Origin of the sequence: Microbacterium lacticum (genome assembly GCF_006716815.1) — a bacterium.
GTDB lineage: Bacteria > Actinomycetota > Actinomycetes > Actinomycetales > Microbacteriaceae > Microbacterium > Microbacterium lacticum.
The window spans coordinates 350,538-371,555 of sequence record NZ_VFPS01000001.1; the positions used below are offsets into that span (position 1 = coordinate 350,538).

Genomic DNA, 21,018 nt, shown 5'->3' on the forward strand with positions numbered 1-21,018 from the left:
GCGGGATCTGCGAGACGCTGCGCAGTGCGGGTGCGTCGCTGCGCGAACCGGAGGCATCGATGCGCGGGCCGCGTGCCGGTCGGGGGGCGGAGGATCTCGTCGTGGTGGCCACGTCTCGAACCTACCGCCGCGCTCGCGTCATTCGGAACAGGGCTCCATCCGGAACAGGTGCAGCGCCGTGCCGGGCAGGGCGATCACCGAGCCCGGGGCGAGCACCGCGAGGCTCTCGTCGGGCCGTTCGGGAACGCTCGACCACAGCGACGTGTACCCCGCGACCCGGTCGAGGCGGGGGAGCGTGACGTCGATCGGGCGCTCGTTGCCGTGCACGACGAGGAGGATGCGGTTCGGGGCCTCGTTCTCGGGAGTCGATTCGGCGTCGTACTGCAGGGTGCGGTGGGCGGGGTTCGTCCACCGCTCGGGCGACATCGTCTCGCCGTGCTCGTCGTACCAGTCGATCACCGAGGCGCTCGGCACGGTGCGGGCCTCGTGCGCGAACCGGCGGGGGCGGAGCGCGGGGTTCTCGTGCCGCAGCTGCACGAGCCGGCGCGCGTGGGCGAGCAGGTCGTCCTGCCAGGGGGCGTGCTGCCAGTCGATCCAGGTGAGGGGGGAGTCGTGGCAGTACGCGTTGTTGTTGCCGCGCTGCGTGCGTCCGAACTCGTCGCCCGCGGTGAGCATCGGCACGCCGGCCGACAGCAGCAGCGTGCCGAGGAGGTTCCGCATGGCCTTCCGTCGGGTCGCCAGGATGCCCGGGTCATCGGTCGGGCCTTCGGCGCCGTGGTTGAACGAGCGGTTGGTGTCGGCGCCGTCGCGGTTCTGCTCGCCGTTACCCATGTTGTGCTTGACGTCGTAGGAGACGAGGTCGCGGAGCGTGAACCCGTCGTGCGCGGTGATGAAGTTGACGCTCGCGAGCGGACCGCGCTCGGCGCTGAACGTGTTCGACGAGCCGGCGAGGCGGGTCGCGAACCCGCCCGCGCCGACCGGCGGCGTCGACGCACGGCGCGCGTAGTCGACGTCGCTCAGCCAGAAGTTGCGCACCCGATCGCGGTAGCGGTCGTTCCACTCGCTCCAGCCGGCCCCGAACCCGCCGGTCTGCCAGCCGCCGAGCCCCACGTCCCATGGCTCGGCGATCATCTTCCGCCCCGCGAGCCGCGGGTCGTCGACGATCGCGCGCAGGAGTGGATGGTCGGGGTCGAACGCGTGGTCGGCGCCGCGGCCGAGGGTGGGGGCGAGATCGAAGCGGAATCCGTCGACGCCGACCTCGTTTGCCCAGTAGACGAGCGAGTCGAGGACGAGGCGCGCCGCGGCATCCGTCGAGGTGTCCACCGAATTTCCGCAACCGGTCACATCGATGTAGCTGCCGTCGTCGTGCTGCCGGTAGTAGGCGGCGTTGTCGATGCCGCGGAAGCTCGAGCGCGGACCGCCGATGCTGAGCTCGGCGGTGTGGTTGTAGACGACGTCGAGGATGACCTCGATGCCCGCCGCGTGCAGCGACCGCACCATCTGCTGCACTTCGCGCAGCACCGCCTGCGGCCCCGCCTCGCGGGAGGCGGCGGTGGCATAGCCGCTGTGTGGGGCGAAGAAGCCCACGGTGTTGTAGCCCCAGTAGTTCGTGAGCCCCTGGGTGAGCAGGCGCGGCTCGGTCTCGAAGGCGTGGATCGGCAGCAGCTCGACGGCGGTCACCCCGAGTGCGGTGAGATGCTCGATCGTCGCGGGGTGGCCGAGGCCGGCGTAGGTGCCGTGCAGGGCGGGCGGAACGCCCGGATGCCGCTTGGTGAGGCCCGTCACGTGCGCCTCGTAGATGACGGTGCGGTCGAGCGGCGTCTCGGGGCGCGGGCCGAGCGGCTCGTCGGGTGTGCTGTCGACGACGACGGCGCGCCACTGGCCCCGGCGCACCGGCACGAGGCCGCGCGCGTAGGGGTCGATGAGGAGCGCCTCCTTATTGAAGGTGTTGCGCGGGCCGGAGGGACCGTCGACACGCAGGGCGTAGCGGGTTCCGAGCGCCAGCTCATCGGTCGTCGCCTGCCAGACGCCGCCGCCGACGGGTTCGAGCGGCACGACCGCGGTGATCCAGTCGAGATCGGTGTCGTCGAAGATCACGAGCTCGACGCTCGACGCGGCGCCCGACCAGACCCGCAATGTGCCGCCGTCGGGGCCGAGGGTGACACCGAGGTCGTCGTAGACGGACCCCTGGAAGGGCGCGGATTCGGACGGGAGCGAGCTGGCCATGCGCTCTACAGTAGTAAGGATGATCTACCTCGATCACGCGGCCTCCGCGCCGCTGCGTGCGAGCGCGCGGGACGCCTGGATTGCCGCCGCGACGGAGGTCGGCAACGCCTCGTCGGTGCACGGGTCGGGGCAGGCCGCGCGCCGGCTGCTCGAAGACGCCCGCGAAGCGGTCGCCGCGCGTCTGGACTGCGAGCCGATCGAGGTCGTCTTCACGGGCGGCGGCACCGAGTCGATCAACCTCGCGCTCAAGGGTCTGTGGTGGGCGCGGGAGGCCGGTCGGGACGCCGTGGTGCTGCCTGACGGCGAGCACCACGCGACCCTCGACACGGTCACGTGGCTCGCCACGCAGGGCGCGGCGGTGCGTCCGGTGGGTCTCGACGGTGTAGGGCGTATCGATCCGGAGGAGTTCGCGGCGGCGCTTGCGGGGGTGGATGCCTCCGCAGCGGAACCCTCCGCGGCGGATCTCTCGGCGGCGGATCTCTCCGCGGCGGCGCTCGCGACCGCGCTCGTCGTGAACAACGAGGTCGGCACGGTGCAGGACGCCGCGGCGCTCGCCGCCGCGGCGGCGGATGCCGCGGTGCCGCTCCACCTCGACGCGGTCGGTGCGGTGGGACACGTTCCCGTCTCGTTCGCCGGGTGGCGGGGAACGGCCGCGGGCTCCTCCGGACTCGTCGCGCTGAGCCTGTCGGGGCACAAGTTCGGCGCACCGGTCGGCACGGGCGCACTCGTCGTCTCCCGCCACGCGAGCCTCGCTCCGCTCCTGCACGGCGGCGGCCAGCAGCGGGGCCTCCGCTCCGGAACGCCCGACGTCGCAGGGGCGGTCGCCCTCGCCGCCGCGCTCGCCGAGGCGACCGACGAGCTCGGGGCCGAGACCACGCGGCTGCGGGCGCTCGGAGATCGGCTGATCACGGGCATCCGTGCCGCGATCCCGGCGGCGGAGCTGCTCGGCGATCCGGTCGGGCGCGTGCCGGGGAACGTGCACGTGCTCTTTCCGGGCGCGGCGGGGGAGTCGCTGCTGTTCCTGCTCGACCAGGCCGGCATCTCGGTGTCGATCGGTTCCGCGTGCCAGGCGGGTGTCGCGGAGCCGTCGCACGTCGTGCTCGCACTCGGGCGCGACGAGCGCGCCGCCCGGTCGGTGCTGCGTCTGACGCTGGGGCGCTCGTCCACGACGGAGGACGTCGACGCGGTGCTCGCGGTGCTTCCCGAGGCGTACGCCCGGGCATCCGGATCCCGCACAGCCGACCGCTCGTAGACTGGACGCATGCGGATCCTGGCGGCGATGAGTGGTGGTGTCGACTCGGCGGTCGCCGCGGCGCGCGCCGTCGAGGCGGGCCACGAGGTCGTCGGCGTGCACCTCGCGCTCTCGCGTGCGGGCGGTACGCTGCGCACCGGCAGCCGCGGCTGCTGCACGATCGAAGACGCGATGGATGCCCGGCGGGCCGCCGATCTCCTCGGTATCCCGTTCTACGTGTGGGACTTCTCCGAGCGGTTCCGTGACGACGTGATCGACGACTTCGTCGCCGAGTACCGCGCGGGCCGGACGCCGAACCCGTGCATGCGCTGCAACGAGAAGATCAAGTTCGCCGCGCTGCTCGAGCGCGCGATCGAGCTCGGCTTCGACGCCGTGTGCACGGGGCACTACGCGACGCTCGTCGACGGGCCGGACGGGCGCGAGCTGCACCGCGCGAGCGACGACGCGAAGGACCAGTCGTACGTGCTCGGCGTGCTCACCGCCGAGCAGCTCGCGCACACGTACTTCCCGCTCGGGCAGACGCCGTCGAAGGCGATCGTGCGCGCGGAAGCCGCGGCGCGCGGGCTGACCGTTGCGCAGAAGCCCGACAGCCACGACATCTGCTTCATCCCCGACGGCGACACGCGCGGATGGCTGGCCGACAAGGTCGGCGTCGCCCAGGGCGACATCGTCGACCGCACCGGCGCCGTCGTCGGCAGCCACGAGGGCGCGCACGGCTACACCGTGGGTCAGCGCCGCGGGCTCTCGCTCGGGGTGCCCGCCGCCGACGGCAAGCCGCGCTTCGTGCTTGAGGTGCGGCCGGTCTCGAACACCGTCGTCGTCGGCCCGCGGGAGGCGCTCGCGACCGCCGAGATCGCCGGCGGGCGGTTCAGCTGGGCGGGGCGCGCTCCGGCATCCGGTGACTTCCCCTGCCACGTGCAGATCCGCGCGCACGCCGATCCTGTGCCCGCGCGGGCGGTGCTGACGGATGCCGGGGTCACGGTCACCCCGGACGCGCCGTTCGAGGGCGTCGCGCCCGGACAGACCGCCGTGCTCTACGACGGCACCCGCGTGATCGGACAGTTCACGATCGACACGACGGTGTCGGCGGTGCCCGTTCCCGCCTGACCCGTCGGGTGCGTCGCGGTCGCCTCGCGCTGGTGTTCGCTGAGCTGTCTGCGGCGTCGGCGAGCTGGGTGACCCACGGATGTCGGAGCCGGTTCGTAGACTGAGCCGGTGGCACAGACATCCGGTTCCGACCTCACCCTCGCGCAGGCACGAGACGAGGCGGAGCGCCTGACCGAGCAGATCGTCGGCGCGCGCGATGCCTACTACGGGCGTGACGCCGAGATCGTCGACGACGCGACGTACGACGGATGGATGCGGCGGCTCGAAGAGCTCGAGGCGCGCTATCCCGAGCTGCAGGGTCAGGACTCGCCCACGCTCGTCGTCGGGGCCGCCGAGTCGTCGATGTTCGCTCCCGTCGAGCATGCCGAGCGGATGCTGAGCCTCGACAACGTGTTCAGCCCGGAAGAGCTCGCCGAGTGGTGCGCGAAGACCCAGGCATCCGCCGGGCGCGCGGTGCAGTGGCTGCTCGAGCTGAAGATCGACGGGCTCGCGATCAGCCTGCGCTACGAGCACGGGGTGCTCGTCTCCGCCGCCACGCGCGGTGACGGCCGCGTGGGCGAAGACGTGACGGTGAACGCCGTGCAGGTCGCAGGCATCCCGACGAGGCTCGCCGGATCGGGGCATCCTGCGCTCGTCGAGGTGCGCGGAGAGGTCTATATTCCCGTCGCGGCATTCGACGAGCTGAACGCTCTGCAGGCGGCGATGCGCGAGCGTGTGGTGGCCGAGATGCGCGGCCGCGGGGTCGACGAGGAACGCGCCGACCGGAGCGCGGCGCGGCGTTTCCCCGCGTTCGCGAACCCGCGCAACGCCGCGAGCGGCGGGCTGCGGCAGCAGCTCGACAAGAAGACGGGGATGGAGCTCGAGGCCGGGCGCGCGCGACTCGACTCGCTGCGCCTGTACGTGCACGGCATCGGGGCGTGGCCCGATCCGCCGGTCGACTCGCAGAGCGAGGTGTACGGGCTGCTGGCATCGTGGGGGCTGCCGACGAGTCCGTACTTCCGCACCACGCACGACATCGACGGGGTGCTCGACTACGTCGCGCACTACGGCGAGCACCGCCACGACGTCGAGCACGAGATCGACGGTGTCGTGGTGAAGGTCGACGAGCTCGCGCTGCACGATGAGCTGGGTGCGACGAGCCGCGCGCCGCGGTGGGCGATCGCCTACAAGTACCCGCCCGAGCAGGTCAACACGAAGCTGCTCGACATCGTGGTCTCGGTGGGGCGCACGGGTCGTGCGACGCCGTTCGCGGTGATGGAGCCGGCGCTCGTCGCCGGTTCGGTGGTGCGGCAGGCGACGCTGCACAACCAGGAGGTCGTGAAGGCGAAGGGCGTGCTGATCGGCGACACGGTCGTGCTGCGGAAGGCCGGAGATGTGATCCCGGAGGTGCTCGGCCCGGTGGTCGAGCTGCGCGACGGCACCGAGCGGGCGTTCGTCATGCCGACGAACTGCCCGTCGTGCGGCGCCGTGCTCGCGCCCTCGAAGGAGGGCGACATCGATCTGCGGTGCCCGAACACGCGGTCGTGCCCCGCGCAGGTGCGGGGGCGGGTGGAGCACATCGGCTCGCGGGGCGCGCTCGACATCGAGGCGCTCGGCGAGGTGACCGCGGCCGCGCTGACCCAGCCGTCGGTGCCGGAGACGCCGCCGCTCGTGACCGAGGCGGGGCTGTTCGAGCTGACGCTCGACGAGCTCGTGCCGATCGAGGTGATCGTGCGCGACGGCGAGACCGGCGAGGAGAAGATCGACGAGAAGACCGGTGAGCCGGTGCGGCGGGCGCCGTTCCGGCGGAACCCCAGCGCGGCGGAGAAGAAGGAGGGACTCACGGGCCCGCAGCCGTCGGCGCAGGCCGTGACGCTCCTCGCGGAGCTCGAGAAGGCGAAGACGAAGGACCTGTGGCGTTTCCTGGTCGCGCTCAGCATTCGGCACGTCGGACCGGTGGCGGCGCGTGCGCTCGCGCAGTGGTTCGGCTCGCTCGAGGCGATCCGGGCCGCCTCGCGGGATGAGCTGGCCGCCGTCGACGGCGTCGGCGGGATCATCGCAGACTCGCTGCTGGAGTGGTTCGAGGTCGACTGGCATCGGGAGATCGTCGATCGGTGGCAGGCCGCCGGCGCGCGTCTCGAGATCCCCGGCCACCCGGGACCGGGCGCGGCTGTCGCCGCGGGCGGGGTGCTGGACGGTGTGACGGTCGTCGCGACCGGGTCGCTCGAGGGCTACACCCGCGAGGGCGCGCAGGAGGCGATTCTCGCCGCCGGCGGCAAGGCCGCGTCGAGCGTCTCGAAGAAGACCGACTTCGTCGCGGCGGGCCCGGGAGCCGGTTCGAAGCTCGGCAAGGCCGAAGAGCTCGGCATCCGCATCATCGACGCGGCGCAGTTCAAGATCCTCGTCGAGCAGGGCCCCGCCGCGCTCCACGCGCTCGACCCCGACGCGGGCTAGGTCAGTACAGCTAGGGCGGGCTGGCGGCGAGCGGTTTTCGGGTGGGGAGGGGAGTCATGGACGATCCGTTCGACCTCGCCTACCCGTTCACCGGGAGATGGCTCGTGCAGAACAGTCCGGCGGATCGCGTTCCGAGTCATGGCACGGAGCTGTTCGCGTCGGCGTATGCCATCGATTTCGTTCCGGTCGCGGCGAACGGTCGTACGGCGCCCGTCACGCGGAGCGCGCTGATCGGGACAGAGCCGCCGGAGCGGTTCCCGGGGTTCGGTCGGGACATCCTTGCGCCCGTCGACGGAGTCGTCGTGGTGGCGTACGGAAGCGAGAGCGACCATGCGGCCTACCGTGGGCTTTGGTCGCTCGGCTACGCGGCGACGCAGGGGCGCCGGGCGACCGCCGGTTGGCGGGCGCTCGCGGGCAACCAGGTGCTGATCGAGAGTCGCGGGACATTCGTCGCGCTGTGCCACCTGCAGCAGAACAGCGTGCAGGTGCGTGCGGGGCAGACGATGACAGTCGGCGATCCGATAGGCCGGTGCGGGAACTCGGGGAACAGCACCGAGCCCCACGTCCACATCCAAGCGGGAGACAGCGCCGACTTCGATAGAGCCGAGGCCGTGCCGATCACCTTCGCCGGGTCGTTGCCGGCCAACCGGCAGATCGTCGATCTTTAGCTCGGCGGGGGTTGGGAGTGTCGTCGGTCCGGCGCGCTCGGCCCGACGGGCACAGGGTGGTCGGGGGACAGAGACGCTATGCCGCCCGAGGGGTGACTGCAATGTCTGACCCCCTTCATACACTCGAAGATATGGACGAGTATTCGGGGTCGATGGGCAGCGACGCAGACGTCGCCGCTTTGGTGTCGATCGTGGGTGAGGTCGAGGGGGCGGCTGCGGTGGTGCGGGCCGGGCAGGTCGCGGAGGTGCGTGCGCTTGCGGCGGCGGGGCAACTCGCGGCACGGCAGGCGGCGGGTTCGCCGGCGGCTGTGCGGGCGCACGATATGGCGTTGCGGTCGGTGGCGGCGGAGCTCGGCGGGGTGTTGCGGGTGACGGATCGGACCGTGCAGTCCCGGATCGACGAGGCCCGCGACCTGGTCGAGCATTATGCGGCGACGCTCGTCGCGTGGGAGTCGGGTCGGATCACGCGTGGGCATGTTCGGGTGATCACGGATGCCGGGTCGGTGCTGGTCGACGCGTCGCCGGAGCGGCGGGCGGAGTTCGAGGCTGCCGCTATTGCACGGTGTGAGCGGGATACGCCGAATCGGGTGCGTTCGGAGGTGGAGATCCTCGCCGAGAGGTTCGCGGAGCGGTCGTTCACCGACCGGTATCGGGATGCGGCGGCGGAGCGGCGGGTGCGGGTCGTGCCGGGCAGCGCGGGGATGTCGGATCTGATCGCGACGCTGCCCACCGTGATCGCCGATGGGATCCTCGACCGGCTCACCCAGCAGGCGCAGACCGTGATCGACTCCCGCGAACCGGGCGATGCGGCCAGTGCGTTCGGCGCACGAGGTGCGGGTGACGCGTCCGGTGCGGGTGACTCCGAGCCTGATCGGCGTCGGATCGATCAGGTCCGCGCGGACGTGTTCTCCGATCTGCTGCTTGCCGGGGCGCCGGCACTCGATCCCACTGCCCACGGTGACGGGCAGGGGTCGCTGGGTGCGATTCGTGCGCAGGTGCAGGTGATCGTCCCCGCTCTCACTCTTCTGGGTGTCGATGACGGTCCGGCGGATCTGGTCGGTCGTTCCCCGATCGATGCGGAGACGGCGCGTTGCCTCGCGGGGGACACGCATTCGTGGGCTCGGGTGCTGACCGACCCGGTGGAGGGGACGGTGCTCGCGGTGGACCGGTATCGGACGCCGTGGCCGCAACGCCGGTTCCTGCGGGCGCGGGATCAGCATTGCCGGTTCCCCGGGTGTCGGCGTGCGGCGATCCGGTGCGAGATCGACCACACCATCGACGCAGCCAAAGGTGGACCCACCGCGCTGTGGAACCTGGCACACCTGTGTCAGCGGCATCATTCGATGAAACAGTTCACCCGCTGGAAGGTCAGGCAACTCCCCGGCGGGGTCCTCGAATGGACCTCACCCACCGGACGGATCTACCGCGAAGACGCCCCCGCACCACCCGTCGCGTTCACCCCGGCATCCATCAGCACCACCGCTGTCGACGAACCACCACCGTTCTAGCCCGTGGGCTGGCCGGACAAAGCCTGCGGCTAGATGTACTGACCTCGACCGTTGTTGATTCGGTCGATGGGGGTTTTGCCTCCGATGCCGAGGTGGTGCCTGTCTAGGTTGTAGTAGTCGAGCCAGGTCGTCAACCCTGCTTTTCGGTCGTCGTTCGAGCTCCAGGGGCGGGCGTAGGCCCACTCGGTGGCGAGGGTGCGGTTGAGGCGTTCGACTTTCCCGTTGGTCCAGGGGCAGTGCGGTTTGATGAACCGCTGTCGGATGCCGTGCGCGTCGACCACGGCCTTGAACGCGGCCGAGTGGCGGTAAGCGAACGCGTTGTCGCTGATGACGCGTTCGACTGTGACGCCGAGGCGCGCGTAGAACGCGATCGCGCGGTCGAGGACGCCCGCCGCGGTGGTGCCTTTCTCGTCGTCGTGGATCTCCGCGTAAGCAACTCGGGAATGGTCGTCGATGACGGTGTGCACGTAGTCGTAACCCAGGCCCCGCTTGCGCGCAGGACGTTGCCCGCGGCCATGCAGACGCCATCCGCCGCCGTCGGGGATACGGCCGAGTTTCTTCACATCAACGTGGATCAGGGACCCGGGATGATCATGCTCGTAACGCTGCGCGGATCGGCGGGTCGCGCGGATCACGGACCCCGTGACCGGGTCCAGCTCCCGCAGCAACGGCACGTGGTGGCGGCGCAACACCCTACCGACCGTTGAGGCCTGCAAGCCGAGCTTGTCAGCGATGAACACCGGCCCACGCCGAGTGAGGTGCCGCATGATCCGCACCCTCGCCTCCACGCACGCTTTGGTCTGGCGAGGGTGGGAGCGGGCGACGCTGGAACGATCGATCAGGCCCGCCGGGCCGCACTCCCGGAACCTGCGCCACCACCGCCACGCGGTCGTGCGGGAGATCCCCATTTCCGCGGCAACATGCGCGACCGCACGCCCCGACTGGATGCGCTGAACCATGATCAACCGGCCGGCCGGAGTCAGCCGGGCATTAGCGTGAGACAAGAGAGACCTCCGTGCGTTTGAGCTGAAGAACTTAGACAGCTCCAACTCGACCCCGGAGGTCTCTCCTACGTCAACAACGATCTGGGTCAGTACAGCTAGACGGCAGCGGGACCGGGTGCGGGTCGTTTCGCGGCCATCGACGGGCACGTTATTCAGAGTGCCGTGCCAGCGCACGCCGCGCGCCCCGAGCGGAGATTGGCCGCCGCGCGCCGAACAGACCCGGACGATGGGCGAGCGTGCCGTCGAAGTCCCAGAAGACGACCGCCGGCCGCCCGTTCACTCAGCCCTCCGGCTGCGTGAGCTGCAACAGCGAGTCGCGCACCTGGCGACGCATCACCTTGCCGATGAGCGACTTCGGCAGCTCATCGACAATGAAGATGCGGCGCGGCACCTTGTACGGCGTGAGGATGCTGCGGACGAACTCGCGGATCTCCGAGGCATCCCCTTCGCCCGACCCGTCGAGCACCACCGCGGCGACGACCTCTTCACCCGACCGATCGCTCGGCAGCCCCACGACCGCCGCGTCGACCACGTGCGGATGCTGGCGCAGCGCGTTCTCCACCTCGGTCGGCGCCACATTGAAGCCGCCGGTGATGATGAGCTCCTTGATGCGGTCGACGATGCGGACGAAACCGTCGTCGTCGATCTGCACGATGTCACCAGTGCGGAACCACCCATCGGCGAACGCCGCCTCGGTCTCCTCGGGCTTGCCGTAATACCCCTGGAACACCTGCGGCCCCCGCACCACCAGTTCACCGCGCTCGCCCGCAGGCACGTCGCGCGTAGGCTCGTCCGGGTCGACCACGCGGCATTCGGTCCCCGGCAGCGGCAGTCCCACCGTCCCCGGCTTGCGGTTGTCGGCGACCGGGTTCGCCATGAGCACGGGCGAGCACTCCGAGAGGCCGTACCCCTCGACGAGATAGCCGCCCGTCGCCGCCTCGAACGGCACCACCAGCTCGTGCGGCAGCGGCATCGCGCCCGAGATCGCGATCTCGGTGCCCGCGAGCGACACGCCCTCGGCCTGCGCGGCCTTCAGCAGACGGTCCGCGATCGGCGGCACGAGCGGCAGGAATGTCGCCGGATGCTTCTTCGTCACCTCGAGCACCATCGCCGGCTCGAAGCGGGGGAAGAGCACGAGCCGCGCCCCGATCGACATCGCGAACGTGAGACAGAGCGTCAACCCGTACGCGTGGAACATCGGCAGCACGGCGTACACGACGCAGCCGTTGCCGCGCGCGATCGACGGCGTCCAGGCCTGCGCCTGCCGCGCGTTGGCGAGCAGGTTCCGGTGCGTCAGGACGGCGCCCTTGGGCGTCCCGGTCGTGCCGCTCGTGTACTGGATGATGGCGACGTCGTCGGTCTGCGGCCTCGGGTACGACGCCGGCAGCGGCGGCACCTGCAGCAGCTTCTCCCACGCGATCGCGTCGGTCGTGCGCGTCGTCAGATCGGCGCGCGACCGACGCGCCTTCGCGATCGGAAGGTGCAGGGCGAACCGCAGCGACACGGGCATCGCCTTCGTCACATCGACGCTGATGAGGTTCGGCACGGCGAGGTCGGCCGGGAAGTCCTGGACCGTCTGCACGACCTTGCTCCACACGATCGCCGTCTTCGCGCCGTGGTCTTCGAACTGCTTGCGCAGCTCCCGCGGCGTGTAGAGCGGGTTGTGCTCGATGGCGATCGCGCCCAGGCGCAGGATCGCGTAGAACGCGACGATGTGCTGCGGGCAGTTCGGCAGCACGATCGCGACGGTGTCGCCCTTGCTCACCCCGAGTTCCTTCAGCGCCGCCGCGGCGTGCGCGATGGCATCCGACAGCTCGCGGTACGACGTCGTGCGACCGAAGAACTGCAGCGCGGGCGCGTCGGGATAGTCCTTCGCCGACGCCTCGACGATGTCGAGCAGGTTCCCCGTGACGGGGGCGAGGTCGGCGGGCACCCCGTCGGCGTAGCTGCGGATCCAGGGGCGCGGTGGGTCGTACGTGGTCACGTCCGCCAGCCTAACCGCGCGGCCGGTCGCGGTCGGGGAGCCGCACGCGCCGGGGGAGTGGAAGGCGGCCGACTAGAATCGACGGGTGTCTGAAATCACCCCTGATCTCGTGCGCCATCTCGGCGTGCTGGCCCGGATCGCACTGAGCGACGAAGAGGTGGAGCGCCTGACCGGTCAGCTCTCCGCGATCGTCGACAACGTCGCCAAGGTGTCGGAGGTCGCCACCCCCGACGTCCCCGCGACGAGCCACCCGATCCCGCTCGAGAACGTCTTCCGCTCCGACGTCGTCGGTCAGATGCTGACCGTGGAGCAGGTGCTGCAGAACGCGCCGGATGCCACGGAAGACCGTTTCAAGGTCACCGCGATCCTCGGAGAAGAACAGTGAGCGAATCCACCACCGGCGACCTGACCCGTCTGACCGCCGCCGACCTGGCCGCGCGCCTCGCCGCCGGCGAGGTCTCGAGCGTCGAGGCCACCCGGGCGCACCTCGACCGCATCGCCGCCGTCGACGGCGACGTGCACGCCTTCCTGCACGTGAGCGACCACGCGCTCGACGTCGCTGCCGACATCGACCGGCGCCGCGCCGCGGGCGAGCAGCTCGGCGAGCTCGCCGGTGTGCCGCTCGCGATCAAGGACGTGCTCGTCACGACCGACATGCCCTCCACCAGCGGGTCGAAGATCCTCGAAGGCTTCCTCTCGCCCTACGACGCCACCGTCGTCGCGCGCTCGCGCGCCGCGGGGCTCGTGCCCCTCGGCAAGACGAACATGGACGAGTTCGCCATGGGCTCGTCGACCGAGTACTCGGCCTACGGCCCGACCCGCAACCCGTGGGACCTCGACCGCATCCCCGGCGGCTCGGGCGGCGGCTCGGCCGCCGCCGTCGCCGCCTTCGAGGCGCCGATCGCGCTCGGCTCCGACACCGGCGGCTCGATCCGTCAGCCCGCGCACGTCACCGGCACGGTCGGCATGAAGCCGACCTACGGCGGTGTCAGCCGGTACGGCGCCATCGCCCTCGCCTCCTCGCTCGACCAGGTCGGCCCCGTCGCGCGCACCGTGCTCGACGCGGCACTCCTGCACGACGTGATCGGCGGTCACGACCCGCACGACGCCACCTCGCTCGAGGACCGCTGGCCCTCGTTCGCCGCGGCGGCGCGCGAAGGCGCGACCGGAGAGGTGCTCAAGGGCCTCAAGGTCGGCGTCATCCGCGAGCTCCCCGACACCGGCTTCCAGGCCGGCGTGTCGGCGTCGTTCCGCGCCTCGCTCGACGTGCTCGAAGCCCACGGAGCCGAGATCGTCGAGATCAGCGCGCCGCACTTCGAATACGGCGTGGCGGCGTATTACCTGATCCTCCCCGCCGAGGCATCCAGCAACCTCGCCAAGTTCGACTCGGTGCGCTTCGGCCTGCGCGTCGACGTTCCCGGCGGCACCGTCGAAGACGTGATGGCGCGCTCGCGCGAGGTCGGCTTCGGCGACGAGGTGAAGCGCCGCATCATCCTCGGCACCTACGCCCTCTCGGCGGGCTACTACGACGCGTACTACGGCAGCGCGCAGAAGGTGCGCACACTCATCCAGCGCGACTTCGACGCCGCGTTCGCGGAGGTCGACGTGATCGCGACGCCGTCGGCGCCGACCACCGCGTTCCGCCTCGGCGAGAAGGTCGACGACCCGATCCAGATGTACCTCAACGACGTCACGACGATCCCCGTGAACCTCGCCGGCGTGCCGGGCATCTCGATCCCGTCGGGTCTCGCCGATGAAGACGGCCTGCCCGTCGGCATCCAGTTCGTCGCCCCCGCGCGGGAGGATGCCCGCCTGTACCGCGTCGGCGCCGCGCTCGAGACACTGCTCGTCGACTCATGGGGCGGCCCGCTGCTCGACCGCGCGCCCCGGCTGGGAGGGAACCTCTGATGGCGAAGGACGCACTGATGGACTTCGACGAGGCGCTGGAGCGCTACGAGCCCGTGCTCGGCTTCGAGGTGCACGTCGAGCTGAACACCGAGACGAAGATGTTCTCCGCCGCGGCCAACCCCGCCAACGAGCGCAATCACGGCGCCTCGCCCAACACCCTCGTCGCGCCGGTCGACATGGGCCTTCCCGGGTCGCTTCCCGTCGTCAACGAGACGGCCGTGCGCTACTCGATCTCGCTCGGGCTCGCGCTCGGCTGCGAGATCGCGCCGTCGAGCCGGTTCGCGCGCAAGAACTACTTCTACCCCGACCTCGGCAAGAACTACCAGATCAGCCAGTACGACGAGCCGATCGCGTTCGAGGGTCAGGTCGAGGTCGAGCTCGAGGACGGCACCCGGTTCGAGGTGCCCATCGAGCGTGCCCACATGGAGGAGGATGCCGGAAAGCTCACCCACATGGGTGGCGCCACCGGCCGCATCCAGGGCGCCGAGTACTCGCTCGTCGACTACAACCGCGCCGGAGTGCCGCTCGTCGAGATCGTCACGAAGCCGATCTTCGGCGCCGAGCACCGCGCACCCGAGCTCGCGGCCGCGTACGTACGCGCGATCCGCGACATCGTCATCGGCCTCGGCATCTCCGAGGCGCGGATGGAGCGCGGCAACCTCCGCTGCGACGCGAACGTGTCGCTGCGCCCGCGCGCCCTGCCCGGCGAGCCCGCGGCGCCGCTCGGCACCCGCACCGAGACGAAGAACGTCAACTCGATGCGGTCGGTCGAGCGAGCGGTCCGCTACGAGATCCAGCGTCAGGCGGCCATCCTCGCCGCGGGCGGCTCGATCACGCAGGAGACCCGACACTGGCACGAAGACACCGGACGCACCTCGCCCGGCCGTCCGAAGTCGGATGCCGACGACTACCGCTACTTCCCGGAGCCCGACCTGCTGCCCGTCGCGCCGCCCGTCGAGCTCATCGAGAGCCTGCGCGCCGCGCTGCCCGAGCCGCCGGCCGTGCGCCGACGCCGGCTCAAGGAGAGCTGGGGCTTCGCCGACATCGACTTCCAGGGCGTCGTCAACGCGGGGCTGCTGAACGAGGTCGAGGCGACCGTCGCCGCGGGCGCCGCGCCCGCCGCGGCCCGCAAGTGGTGGATGAGCGAGATCTCGCGCATCGCGAACGCAGAGGGCGTCGACGCGGCATCGCTCGTGTCACCGGCATCCGTCGCCGCGCTTCAGCAGCTCGTCGACGCGGGAACGCTCACCGACAAGCTCGCCCGCCAGGTGCTCGAAGGCGTCATCGCCGGTGAGGGCACCCCGCAGGAGGTCGTCGACGCCCGTGGCCTCGCGGTCGTCTCGGATGACGGGGCGCTCATCGCCGCGATTGACGAGGCCCTCGCCGCGCAGCCGGACGTCCTCGCGAAGATCCGCGACGGCAAGGTGCAGGCCGCAGGCGCGGTCATCGGCGCCGTCATGAAGGCGATGCGCGGGCAGGCGGATGCCGCGCGCGTGCGCGAGCTCGTCCTCGAGCGCGCCGCGCAGTAGCCGCTCGCCCCGCGTCGGCGCCGGCCCCGGTCACCCGGATCGCGCCGGCCGGCCGACCCGGGTGACCCCGGTGTCGGAGGCATCCGCGACAATGGATGCGTGGGACGCGGGGACGGATCGGGGCGGCGGGTGTCGCCCGACGACGCCGACGACACGGGCACGCGCATCCTGCACGTCGACATGGACGCGTTCTACGCGTCGGTGGAGGTGCTCGACGACCCCTCGCTGACCGGCAAGGCCGTGATCGTCGGGGGGATGGAGGGCCGCGGCGTCGTCTCGAGCGCGACCTACGAGGCGCGCCGCTTCGGGGTGCGCTCGGCCATGAACGTCGCCCAGGCGCTCCGGCTCTGCCCGCACGCGATCGTCGTGCCGCCGCACTTCGAGCGCTACTCCGCGCTCTCGCGCCAGGTGATGTCGATCTTCCACGACGTCACTCCGCTCGTCGAACCCCTGTCGATCGACGAGGCGTTCCTCGACGTGTCGGGGGCGCGACGCCTCTGGGGTTCGCCGGGGGAGATCGCGCGGATGCTGCGGGCGCGCGTGCGCGCGGAGACGGGTCTCGTCTGCAGCGTCGGCGTCGCCGCCACGAAGCACATCGCGAAGATCGCCTCGACCCTCTCCAAACCCGACGGACTGCTGATCGTCAGCGAGCCCGAGACGCAGGTCTTCCTCGCGGGGCTTCCCGTCCGGACGTTGTGGGGCGTCGGGCCGAAGGCGGCGGAGGCGCTCGAGGCACGGGGCATCCGTCTCGTCGCCGACATCCTCGCGACTCCCGAGCGGGTCATCGAGCGCGCGCTCGGGCCCGCCGGCGGCGCCCGCATCTGGCAGTTGGCGCACGGCCAGGACCCGCGCGAGGTCGAGACCGAGCGCGTCGAGAAGAGCATCGGTCACGAGGAGACGTTCCTTCACGACATCGCCGACCCGGCGGTGCTGCGCAGTGAACTGCGGCGGCTCGCCGACCGCGTCGCCGCGCGCCTGCGCAGTGGCGGCTGGGAGGCGCGCACGATCGCGCTGAAGCTGCGCTACGCCGACTTCACGACCCTCTCGCGCGCGTCGAGCCTCCCCGAACCCACCGACGTCGGGCAGCGGATCGGCGACGTCGCGATCGGGCTGTTCGACGCGCTCGAGCTCACCCAGCCGGTGCGGCTGATCGGCGTGCGCGCCGAGAAGCTGCGCCCGGGTGGTGCCGCGATCGCGGCGCTGTGGGACGACGACGAGGACTGGCGCCGCATCGACGCGGCGCTCGACGACGCACGCACCCGGTTCGGCGGCGGCGTGGTCACCCGGGCGAGCGTGCTGGGCCCGCGCCGCGACACCGGCGCGCTCCCCACGAACCCGCGCCTGCCACCCGACGCGCCGCCGGCAGGCTAGCGCCGCCGGTGCGCGGCCATCGCACCACCGGCGCGCGTCCAGCCCGGCCCGATCGCGCGGAGGTGCCGTCGCATCCGCGTCGCCGTGCCCGGCCGTCGCGGTCGGGCGGTGCAGGGGCTACGGTAGGGACATGCCCAACCTCGCACTCGAACTCGGCAAGCAGACCGCATCGATCGGCGTCACGAGCGTCTACGGCGAACAGCAGGACGTCGACGGCGTGCGGCTCATCCCCGTCGCGCTGACGTGGTCGGGCTTCGGTGCCGGCGAAGAGCCCGGGGGCGGCGGCAGCGGGGGAGGCGGCGGTGGCGTCGCGATCCCCGTCGGCGCCTACATCCGCAAGGGCGACGACCTGCGGTTCGAGCCGAACATCATCTCGCTCGTCGCCGTGGGCATCCCGTTCGTGTGGGTCGCAGGTCGCGCGCTCAGCCGCATCATCCGTGCCCTCAAGAAGCACTGACGGGTTCGACGCCGCGATCGACGAGGCCGCCCGCCGCGTGCGGGAGGCCGCCGACGCGCTCGCGCCCGTCGGTGCCCGCGCGACTTCCGGTGCGCCGAACGCGGTGCTGATCGACGGACAGTCCGGAGCGGGCAAGACCACCCTTGCCGCGCGGCTGCGCGAGCTCTGGGCCGGTCCGGTCGAGGTCGTTGCACTCGACGACGTCTATCCCGGCTGGGATGGCCTGGCTGCCGGCGCCGAGGCGGCGCGCGCGCAGATCCTCGTGCCGTGGAGCGAAGGCGGCGATGCCGCCTGGCGGCGGTGGGACTGGGGGCGGTCGGCGCCCGGCGACGAGCGGCTGACGCGAGCGGATGCCTCGCTGATCATCGAAGGCTCGGGGGTGCTCACCGCGGCATCCGCCGCGTACGCGCCGATCCGGGTGTGGCTGGACTCTCCCGAGGCGGCGCGCCGCGAGCGCGCGCTCACGCGTGATGGGGATGCCTACCGTCCGCACTGGGAGCGCTGGGCGGCGCAGGAGCGGAGCCATCTCGAGCGGGACCATCCGAGGAGCCTCGCCACCCTGATCGTCGACGTGCCCTGATCGTCGACGTGCCCTGATCACCGGTCGCCGGGGCCGAGTGTCGCCCGGCCCGCGGGGTCAGTTCTCGAGGGCCCGCAGCAGACCCTCGAGGCGGAACCCGAGCCAGTCGTAGACGCCGAAGCGGGGGTCATCGGGCCGGTCGCCGTCATCGTCGTAGATGACACCCAGCCGGGTCGCCATCACGAGCCGCACCGAGGTGAGGGTGCGCAGCCACGCCGCCACCGCGAGGTCGTCGAGCTCGACGACGAACGCGGCGTGCGCGTCGGCATCCGTCACCTCGTCGGGCCTCAGCCGCACGCCGTCCCGGCGGAGGGTCTCGAGCACGCGGGCCGCGTCGTCGCGGCGACGGTCGAGGAGGTCGTGCTGCGTGAGCCGGCGGAACTCGCCGGCCGCGGCGTCGTCGTCACGGTACGCGTCGGGGACGAGGCGGGCGACGGCCTCGTCGTCGTCGATCGTGTCGCTGTCGACCGTCTCGGCGATGAGCTCGGCGAACTGGTCGACGAGGTCGGTGAGGTGCGCCGCCTCGAGGATCGACATCTCCATCAGCACCCGGGTCATGCTCCGCCCTCCCGTACCGTGGCCCACAGGCCGTAGTCGTGCATCGCCTGCACGTGCAGCTCCATCTGTTCGCGGGCGCCCTCGGCGACCACCGCGTGACCGACGTGGTGCACGGCGAGCATGAGCTGCTCGGCGCGTTCGCGCGAGTAGCCGAAGTACGTGCGGAAGACGTAGGCGACGTAGCTCATCAAGTTCACCGGGTCGTTCCACACGACGGCCTGCCACGGCCCCGCGGTCGCGGCGCTCTCGTCGAGGCGGATGTCTTCGAGGGGGAGGCTCATGCCCACCCCAGCTCGTGCAGGCGCGCATCGTCGATGCCGTAGAAGTGCGCGATCTCGTGCACGAGCGTCGTGTGCACCTCGTCGCGCAGGTCGTCGACGCTCTCGCAGACCTCCAGGTGCGGCTCGCGGTAGACGATGATGCGATCCGGCAGTTCGCCGACGCCGTAGCGGTCGCGCTCGGTGAGGGCGAGCCCGTCGTAGAGGCCCAGCAGGTCGAGCGAACCGTCCTCGGGGCGGTCCTCGACGACGAACACGACGTTGTCGAGACCGTCGATCATCGCGTCCGGCAGGCGGTCGAGCTCATCGGTGACGAGCGCGTCGAACGCGTCGGCATCCATCTCGATCATGCGAACCTCCCGGCGGAAGAATCCGCGGGTTCCGTGGGGTGGCTAACGGGACTTGAACCCGCGACCCCCGCGACCACAACGCGGTGCTCTACCAACTGAGCTATAGCCACCATGTGCCTATTTCCAGGCAACCAGACGATTGTATTACACCTCGGAGGCGTACGATGACACCGCCTCGGCGGCGGCCTCGCGCGCTTCGTCGCTGGTGGGCCCCGGCTCGGGCACGAAGACCGCCTGACGGTAGTACGCGAGCTCGCGGATCGACTCGCGGATGTCGGCGAGTGCCCGGTGCCCGCCGTCTTTCGCGGGGGCGTTGAAGTAGGCACGCGGATACCAGCGGCGCGACAGTTCTTTCACGCTCGACACGTCGACGTTGCGGTAGTGCAGCCACCGGTCGATGCGCGGCATGTACTTCGCGAGGAACATCCGATCGGTGCCGATCGTGTTGCCGGCAAGCGGCGCCTTGCCCTCGGGAACGAAGCGCTGGATGTATTCGAGTGCCTCGAACTCGGCCTCGGCGACGCTCACCCCGTTCGGGATCTCTTCGAGCAGCCCCGACGTCTCATGCATCTTCGTGACGAATTCGCCCATGTGCGCGAGCGCCGAGTCGTCGGGCCGGATCACGATCTCGAAGCCCGGGTCGAGCACGTTCAGGTCGAAATCGGTCACGACGATCGCGATCTCGACGAGCTCGTCGACCTCGAGATCGAGGCCCGTCATCTCGCAGTCGATCCAGACGAGACGGTCATTCTCTGCGGCACTCACCATGGGAATCATCCTAATGAGGGGTCCCGACGCGGCGGGCGGGGCGCACTACGCTGGAGAGGCGCCTCCGTAGCTCAGTGGAAGAGCGACGGCCTTCTAATCCGTTGGTCGCAGGTTCGAATCCTGCCGGGGGCACCGATCCTGACTCGTTCGTCGCGGGCGCGGTCCGTCGCAGGTCTGGCGCCCGTGACGGGTGCGGCGTAGCGTCGGCGGTGACGAGAGGAGTCACCATGAGCACCGTATCGTCCGCCCTCTGGGTCGCCTACGGGCCGGAGGGCAACGTCGTCGGCACGATCCGACGCGACGACGAGGGCTACACCGCGACCGTCGCCGGAGCCGATGCGAGCGTGGGGACCTACCCGACGATGGACGTCGCCAAGAGCGCGCTGCACGGGCACCTGCCGCCGGGTTCGGACTGGCCGCGCTTCACGCAGCACTGACCGTCCTGCGGGCGTCGCGCCGGCGCCGCAGGTCGAACAGCGGAAGTGTGCGGTGCACGAGCGGGCCGATCCCGAGCGCGAAGATGATCGTGCCGAGGCCGACGGTGCCGCCGCGCAGCCAGCCGGCGAGCAGAACGGATGCCTCGACGACGAGCCGCGCCGCCCAGATCGGCCAGCCGAAGCGTGCGCGCAGCCCCGTCATGAGGCCGTCACGCGGGCCGGGACCGAAGTCGGCGCCGATGTACAGGCCCGAGGCGACGGCGACGAGCATCATGCCGAGGAGGAACACGAGCACCTGCAACGCGAACCCGTCGATCGCGGGAAAGACGGCGAGCGTCGCCTGCATGCTCGTGCCGACGAGCAGGATGTTCGCGAGGGTGCCGACGCCCGGCTTCTGACGCAGGGGGATCCACAGCAGCAGAACGAGGAAGCCGAAGATGTTCGTGACCCACCCGATCCCGATGCCGGTCTGCAGTGACACCCCTTGCGCGAACACCGTCCACGGATCGAGGCCGATGCCGGCGCGCACCATGATCGCGCACCCGGCCCCGTAGAGGGCGAGTCCGACGAGGAGGTGCACGATCCGTTGCGGCATGGAGA

General features: G+C 71.0%; 20 protein-coding genes and 2 tRNA genes. 13 read left to right on the plus strand and 9 right to left on the minus strand.

Annotation, left to right across the window (positions count from 1 at the left end; genetic code table 11):
* Nucleotides 1-138 precede the first annotated feature (138 nt).
* On the minus strand, nt 139-2,226 hold the full coding sequence (gene glgX / locus FHX68_RS01690) for a glycogen debranching protein GlgX (RefSeq protein WP_141920006.1): 2,088 nt from the start codon (nt 2,224-2,226) through the stop codon (nt 139-141).
* Between the two features lie 19 nt (nt 2,227-2,245).
* Here glgX and FHX68_RS01695 point away from each other — a divergent pair, with 19 nt between their 5' ends.
* From FHX68_RS01695 to FHX68_RS01715, 5 genes are all read left to right on the plus strand, one after another.
* On the plus strand, nt 2,246-3,478 hold the full coding sequence (locus FHX68_RS01695; RefSeq protein ID WP_141381521.1) for a cysteine desulfurase family protein: 1,233 nt from the start codon (nt 2,246-2,248) through the stop codon (nt 3,476-3,478).
* A 9-nt stretch (nt 3,479-3,487) separates the two neighbouring features.
* The gene (gene mnmA, locus FHX68_RS01700; protein ID WP_141381520.1) at nt 3,488-4,585 is read left to right on the plus strand and encodes a tRNA 2-thiouridine(34) synthase MnmA; all 1,098 of its coding nucleotides are present in this window, start codon (nt 3,488-3,490) and stop codon (nt 4,583-4,585) included.
* 108 nt (nt 4,586-4,693) lie between these two features.
* A complete protein-coding gene (gene ligA, locus FHX68_RS01705) occupies nt 4,694-7,018 on the plus strand; it encodes an NAD-dependent DNA ligase LigA (RefSeq protein ID WP_141381519.1) in 2,325 nt (774 codons plus the stop codon).
* Between the two features lie 56 nt (nt 7,019-7,074).
* The gene (locus tag FHX68_RS01710) at nt 7,075-7,686 is read left to right on the plus strand and encodes a M23 family metallopeptidase (protein ID WP_141381518.1); all 612 of its coding nucleotides are present in this window, start codon (nt 7,075-7,077) and stop codon (nt 7,684-7,686) included.
* A gap of 131 nt (nt 7,687-7,817) precedes the next feature.
* Complete coding sequence (locus FHX68_RS01715) at nt 7,818-9,194, plus strand: HNH endonuclease signature motif containing protein (protein ID WP_141920008.1); 1,377 nt, start codon at nt 7,818-7,820, stop codon at nt 9,192-9,194.
* A gap of 29 nt (nt 9,195-9,223) precedes the next feature.
* Here FHX68_RS01715 and FHX68_RS01720 read toward each other — a convergent pair whose 3' ends face one another.
* Nucleotides 9,224-10,198: an IS481 family transposase gene (locus FHX68_RS01720; protein WP_141920012.1), complete on the minus strand. Its 975-nt coding sequence runs from the start codon at nt 10,196-10,198 to the stop codon at nt 9,224-9,226.
* Between the two features lie 280 nt (nt 10,199-10,478).
* Nucleotides 10,479-12,182, minus strand: coding sequence for a long-chain-fatty-acid--CoA ligase (locus FHX68_RS01725; protein WP_141380038.1), 1,704 nt, complete (start codon nt 12,180-12,182; stop codon nt 10,479-10,481).
* Nucleotides 12,183-12,267: 85 nt separating this feature from the next.
* On the opposite strand from FHX68_RS01725, the gene gatC reads away from it, so the two are divergent.
* The 6 genes from gatC to FHX68_RS01755 all read left to right on the plus strand — a co-directional run bounded on the left by gatC (nt 12,268) and on the right by FHX68_RS01755 (nt 18,027).
* Complete coding sequence (gene gatC, locus FHX68_RS01730; RefSeq protein ID WP_141380036.1) at nt 12,268-12,567, plus strand: Asp-tRNA(Asn)/Glu-tRNA(Gln) amidotransferase subunit GatC; 300 nt, start codon at nt 12,268-12,270, stop codon at nt 12,565-12,567.
* The gene (gene gatA / locus FHX68_RS01735; protein WP_141380035.1) at nt 12,564-14,090 is read left to right on the plus strand and encodes an Asp-tRNA(Asn)/Glu-tRNA(Gln) amidotransferase subunit GatA; all 1,527 of its coding nucleotides are present in this window, start codon (nt 12,564-12,566) and stop codon (nt 14,088-14,090) included. Before gatC ends, gatA begins: the two co-directional genes overlap by 4 nt.
* Nucleotides 14,090-15,619, plus strand: coding sequence for an Asp-tRNA(Asn)/Glu-tRNA(Gln) amidotransferase subunit GatB (gene gatB / locus FHX68_RS01740; RefSeq protein ID WP_141380033.1), 1,530 nt, complete (start codon nt 14,090-14,092; stop codon nt 15,617-15,619). The genes gatA and gatB overlap by 1 nt, the downstream gene beginning before the upstream one ends.
* 99 nt (nt 15,620-15,718) lie before the next feature.
* Complete coding sequence (locus FHX68_RS01745; protein ID WP_141380032.1) at nt 15,719-16,990, plus strand: DNA polymerase IV; 1,272 nt, start codon at nt 15,719-15,721, stop codon at nt 16,988-16,990.
* A 130-nt stretch (nt 16,991-17,120) separates the two neighbouring features.
* The gene (locus FHX68_RS01750; RefSeq protein ID WP_141380031.1) at nt 17,121-17,447 is read left to right on the plus strand and encodes a hypothetical protein; all 327 of its coding nucleotides are present in this window, start codon (nt 17,121-17,123) and stop codon (nt 17,445-17,447) included.
* Nucleotides 17,428-18,027, plus strand: coding sequence for a nucleoside/nucleotide kinase family protein (locus FHX68_RS01755; RefSeq protein ID WP_141380029.1), 600 nt, complete (start codon nt 17,428-17,430; stop codon nt 18,025-18,027). The genes FHX68_RS01750 and FHX68_RS01755 overlap by 20 nt, the downstream gene beginning before the upstream one ends.
* Before the next feature lie 57 nt (nt 18,028-18,084).
* On the opposite strand, the gene FHX68_RS01760 is transcribed toward FHX68_RS01755, so the two are convergent.
* The 5 genes from FHX68_RS01760 to orn form a co-directional block, all read right to left on the minus strand.
* Nucleotides 18,085-18,585 (minus strand): DUF2017 family protein, encoded by a 501-nt coding sequence (locus FHX68_RS01760; protein WP_141380028.1) that lies wholly within the window; start codon nt 18,583-18,585, stop codon nt 18,085-18,087.
* Nucleotides 18,582-18,866, minus strand: a complete 285-nt coding sequence (clpS, locus tag FHX68_RS01765) for an ATP-dependent Clp protease adapter ClpS (RefSeq protein ID WP_141380027.1) — start codon at nt 18,864-18,866, stop codon at nt 18,582-18,584. The genes FHX68_RS01760 and clpS overlap by 4 nt, the downstream gene beginning before the upstream one ends.
* Entirely contained in the window at nt 18,863-19,213 is a 351-nt protein-coding gene (locus FHX68_RS01770; protein WP_141380025.1) for a metallopeptidase family protein, read from the minus strand. Before FHX68_RS01770 ends, clpS begins: the two co-directional genes overlap by 4 nt.
* A 34-nt stretch (nt 19,214-19,247) precedes the next feature.
* Nucleotides 19,248-19,323 (minus strand) — tRNA-His (locus FHX68_RS01775).
* A gap of 34 nt (nt 19,324-19,357) precedes the next feature.
* Complete coding sequence (orn, locus tag FHX68_RS01780; RefSeq protein WP_141380024.1) at nt 19,358-19,981, minus strand: oligoribonuclease; 624 nt, start codon at nt 19,979-19,981, stop codon at nt 19,358-19,360.
* A gap of 60 nt (nt 19,982-20,041) precedes the next feature.
* Here orn and FHX68_RS01785 point away from each other — a divergent pair.
* Together FHX68_RS01785 and FHX68_RS01790 are read left to right on the plus strand one after the other, a co-directional pair.
* Nucleotides 20,042-20,113, plus strand: a tRNA-Arg gene (locus FHX68_RS01785).
* A gap of 95 nt (nt 20,114-20,208) precedes the next feature.
* The gene (locus tag FHX68_RS01790) at nt 20,209-20,418 is read left to right on the plus strand and encodes a methyltransferase (protein ID WP_141380023.1); all 210 of its coding nucleotides are present in this window, start codon (nt 20,209-20,211) and stop codon (nt 20,416-20,418) included.
* Here FHX68_RS01790 and yczE read toward each other — a convergent pair.
* Nucleotides 20,405-21,013 (minus strand): membrane protein YczE, encoded by a 609-nt coding sequence (gene yczE, locus FHX68_RS01795; RefSeq protein ID WP_141380021.1) that lies wholly within the window; start codon nt 21,011-21,013, stop codon nt 20,405-20,407. The genes FHX68_RS01790 and yczE overlap by 14 nt on opposite strands.
* Nucleotides 21,014-21,018: the final 5 nt, after the last annotated feature.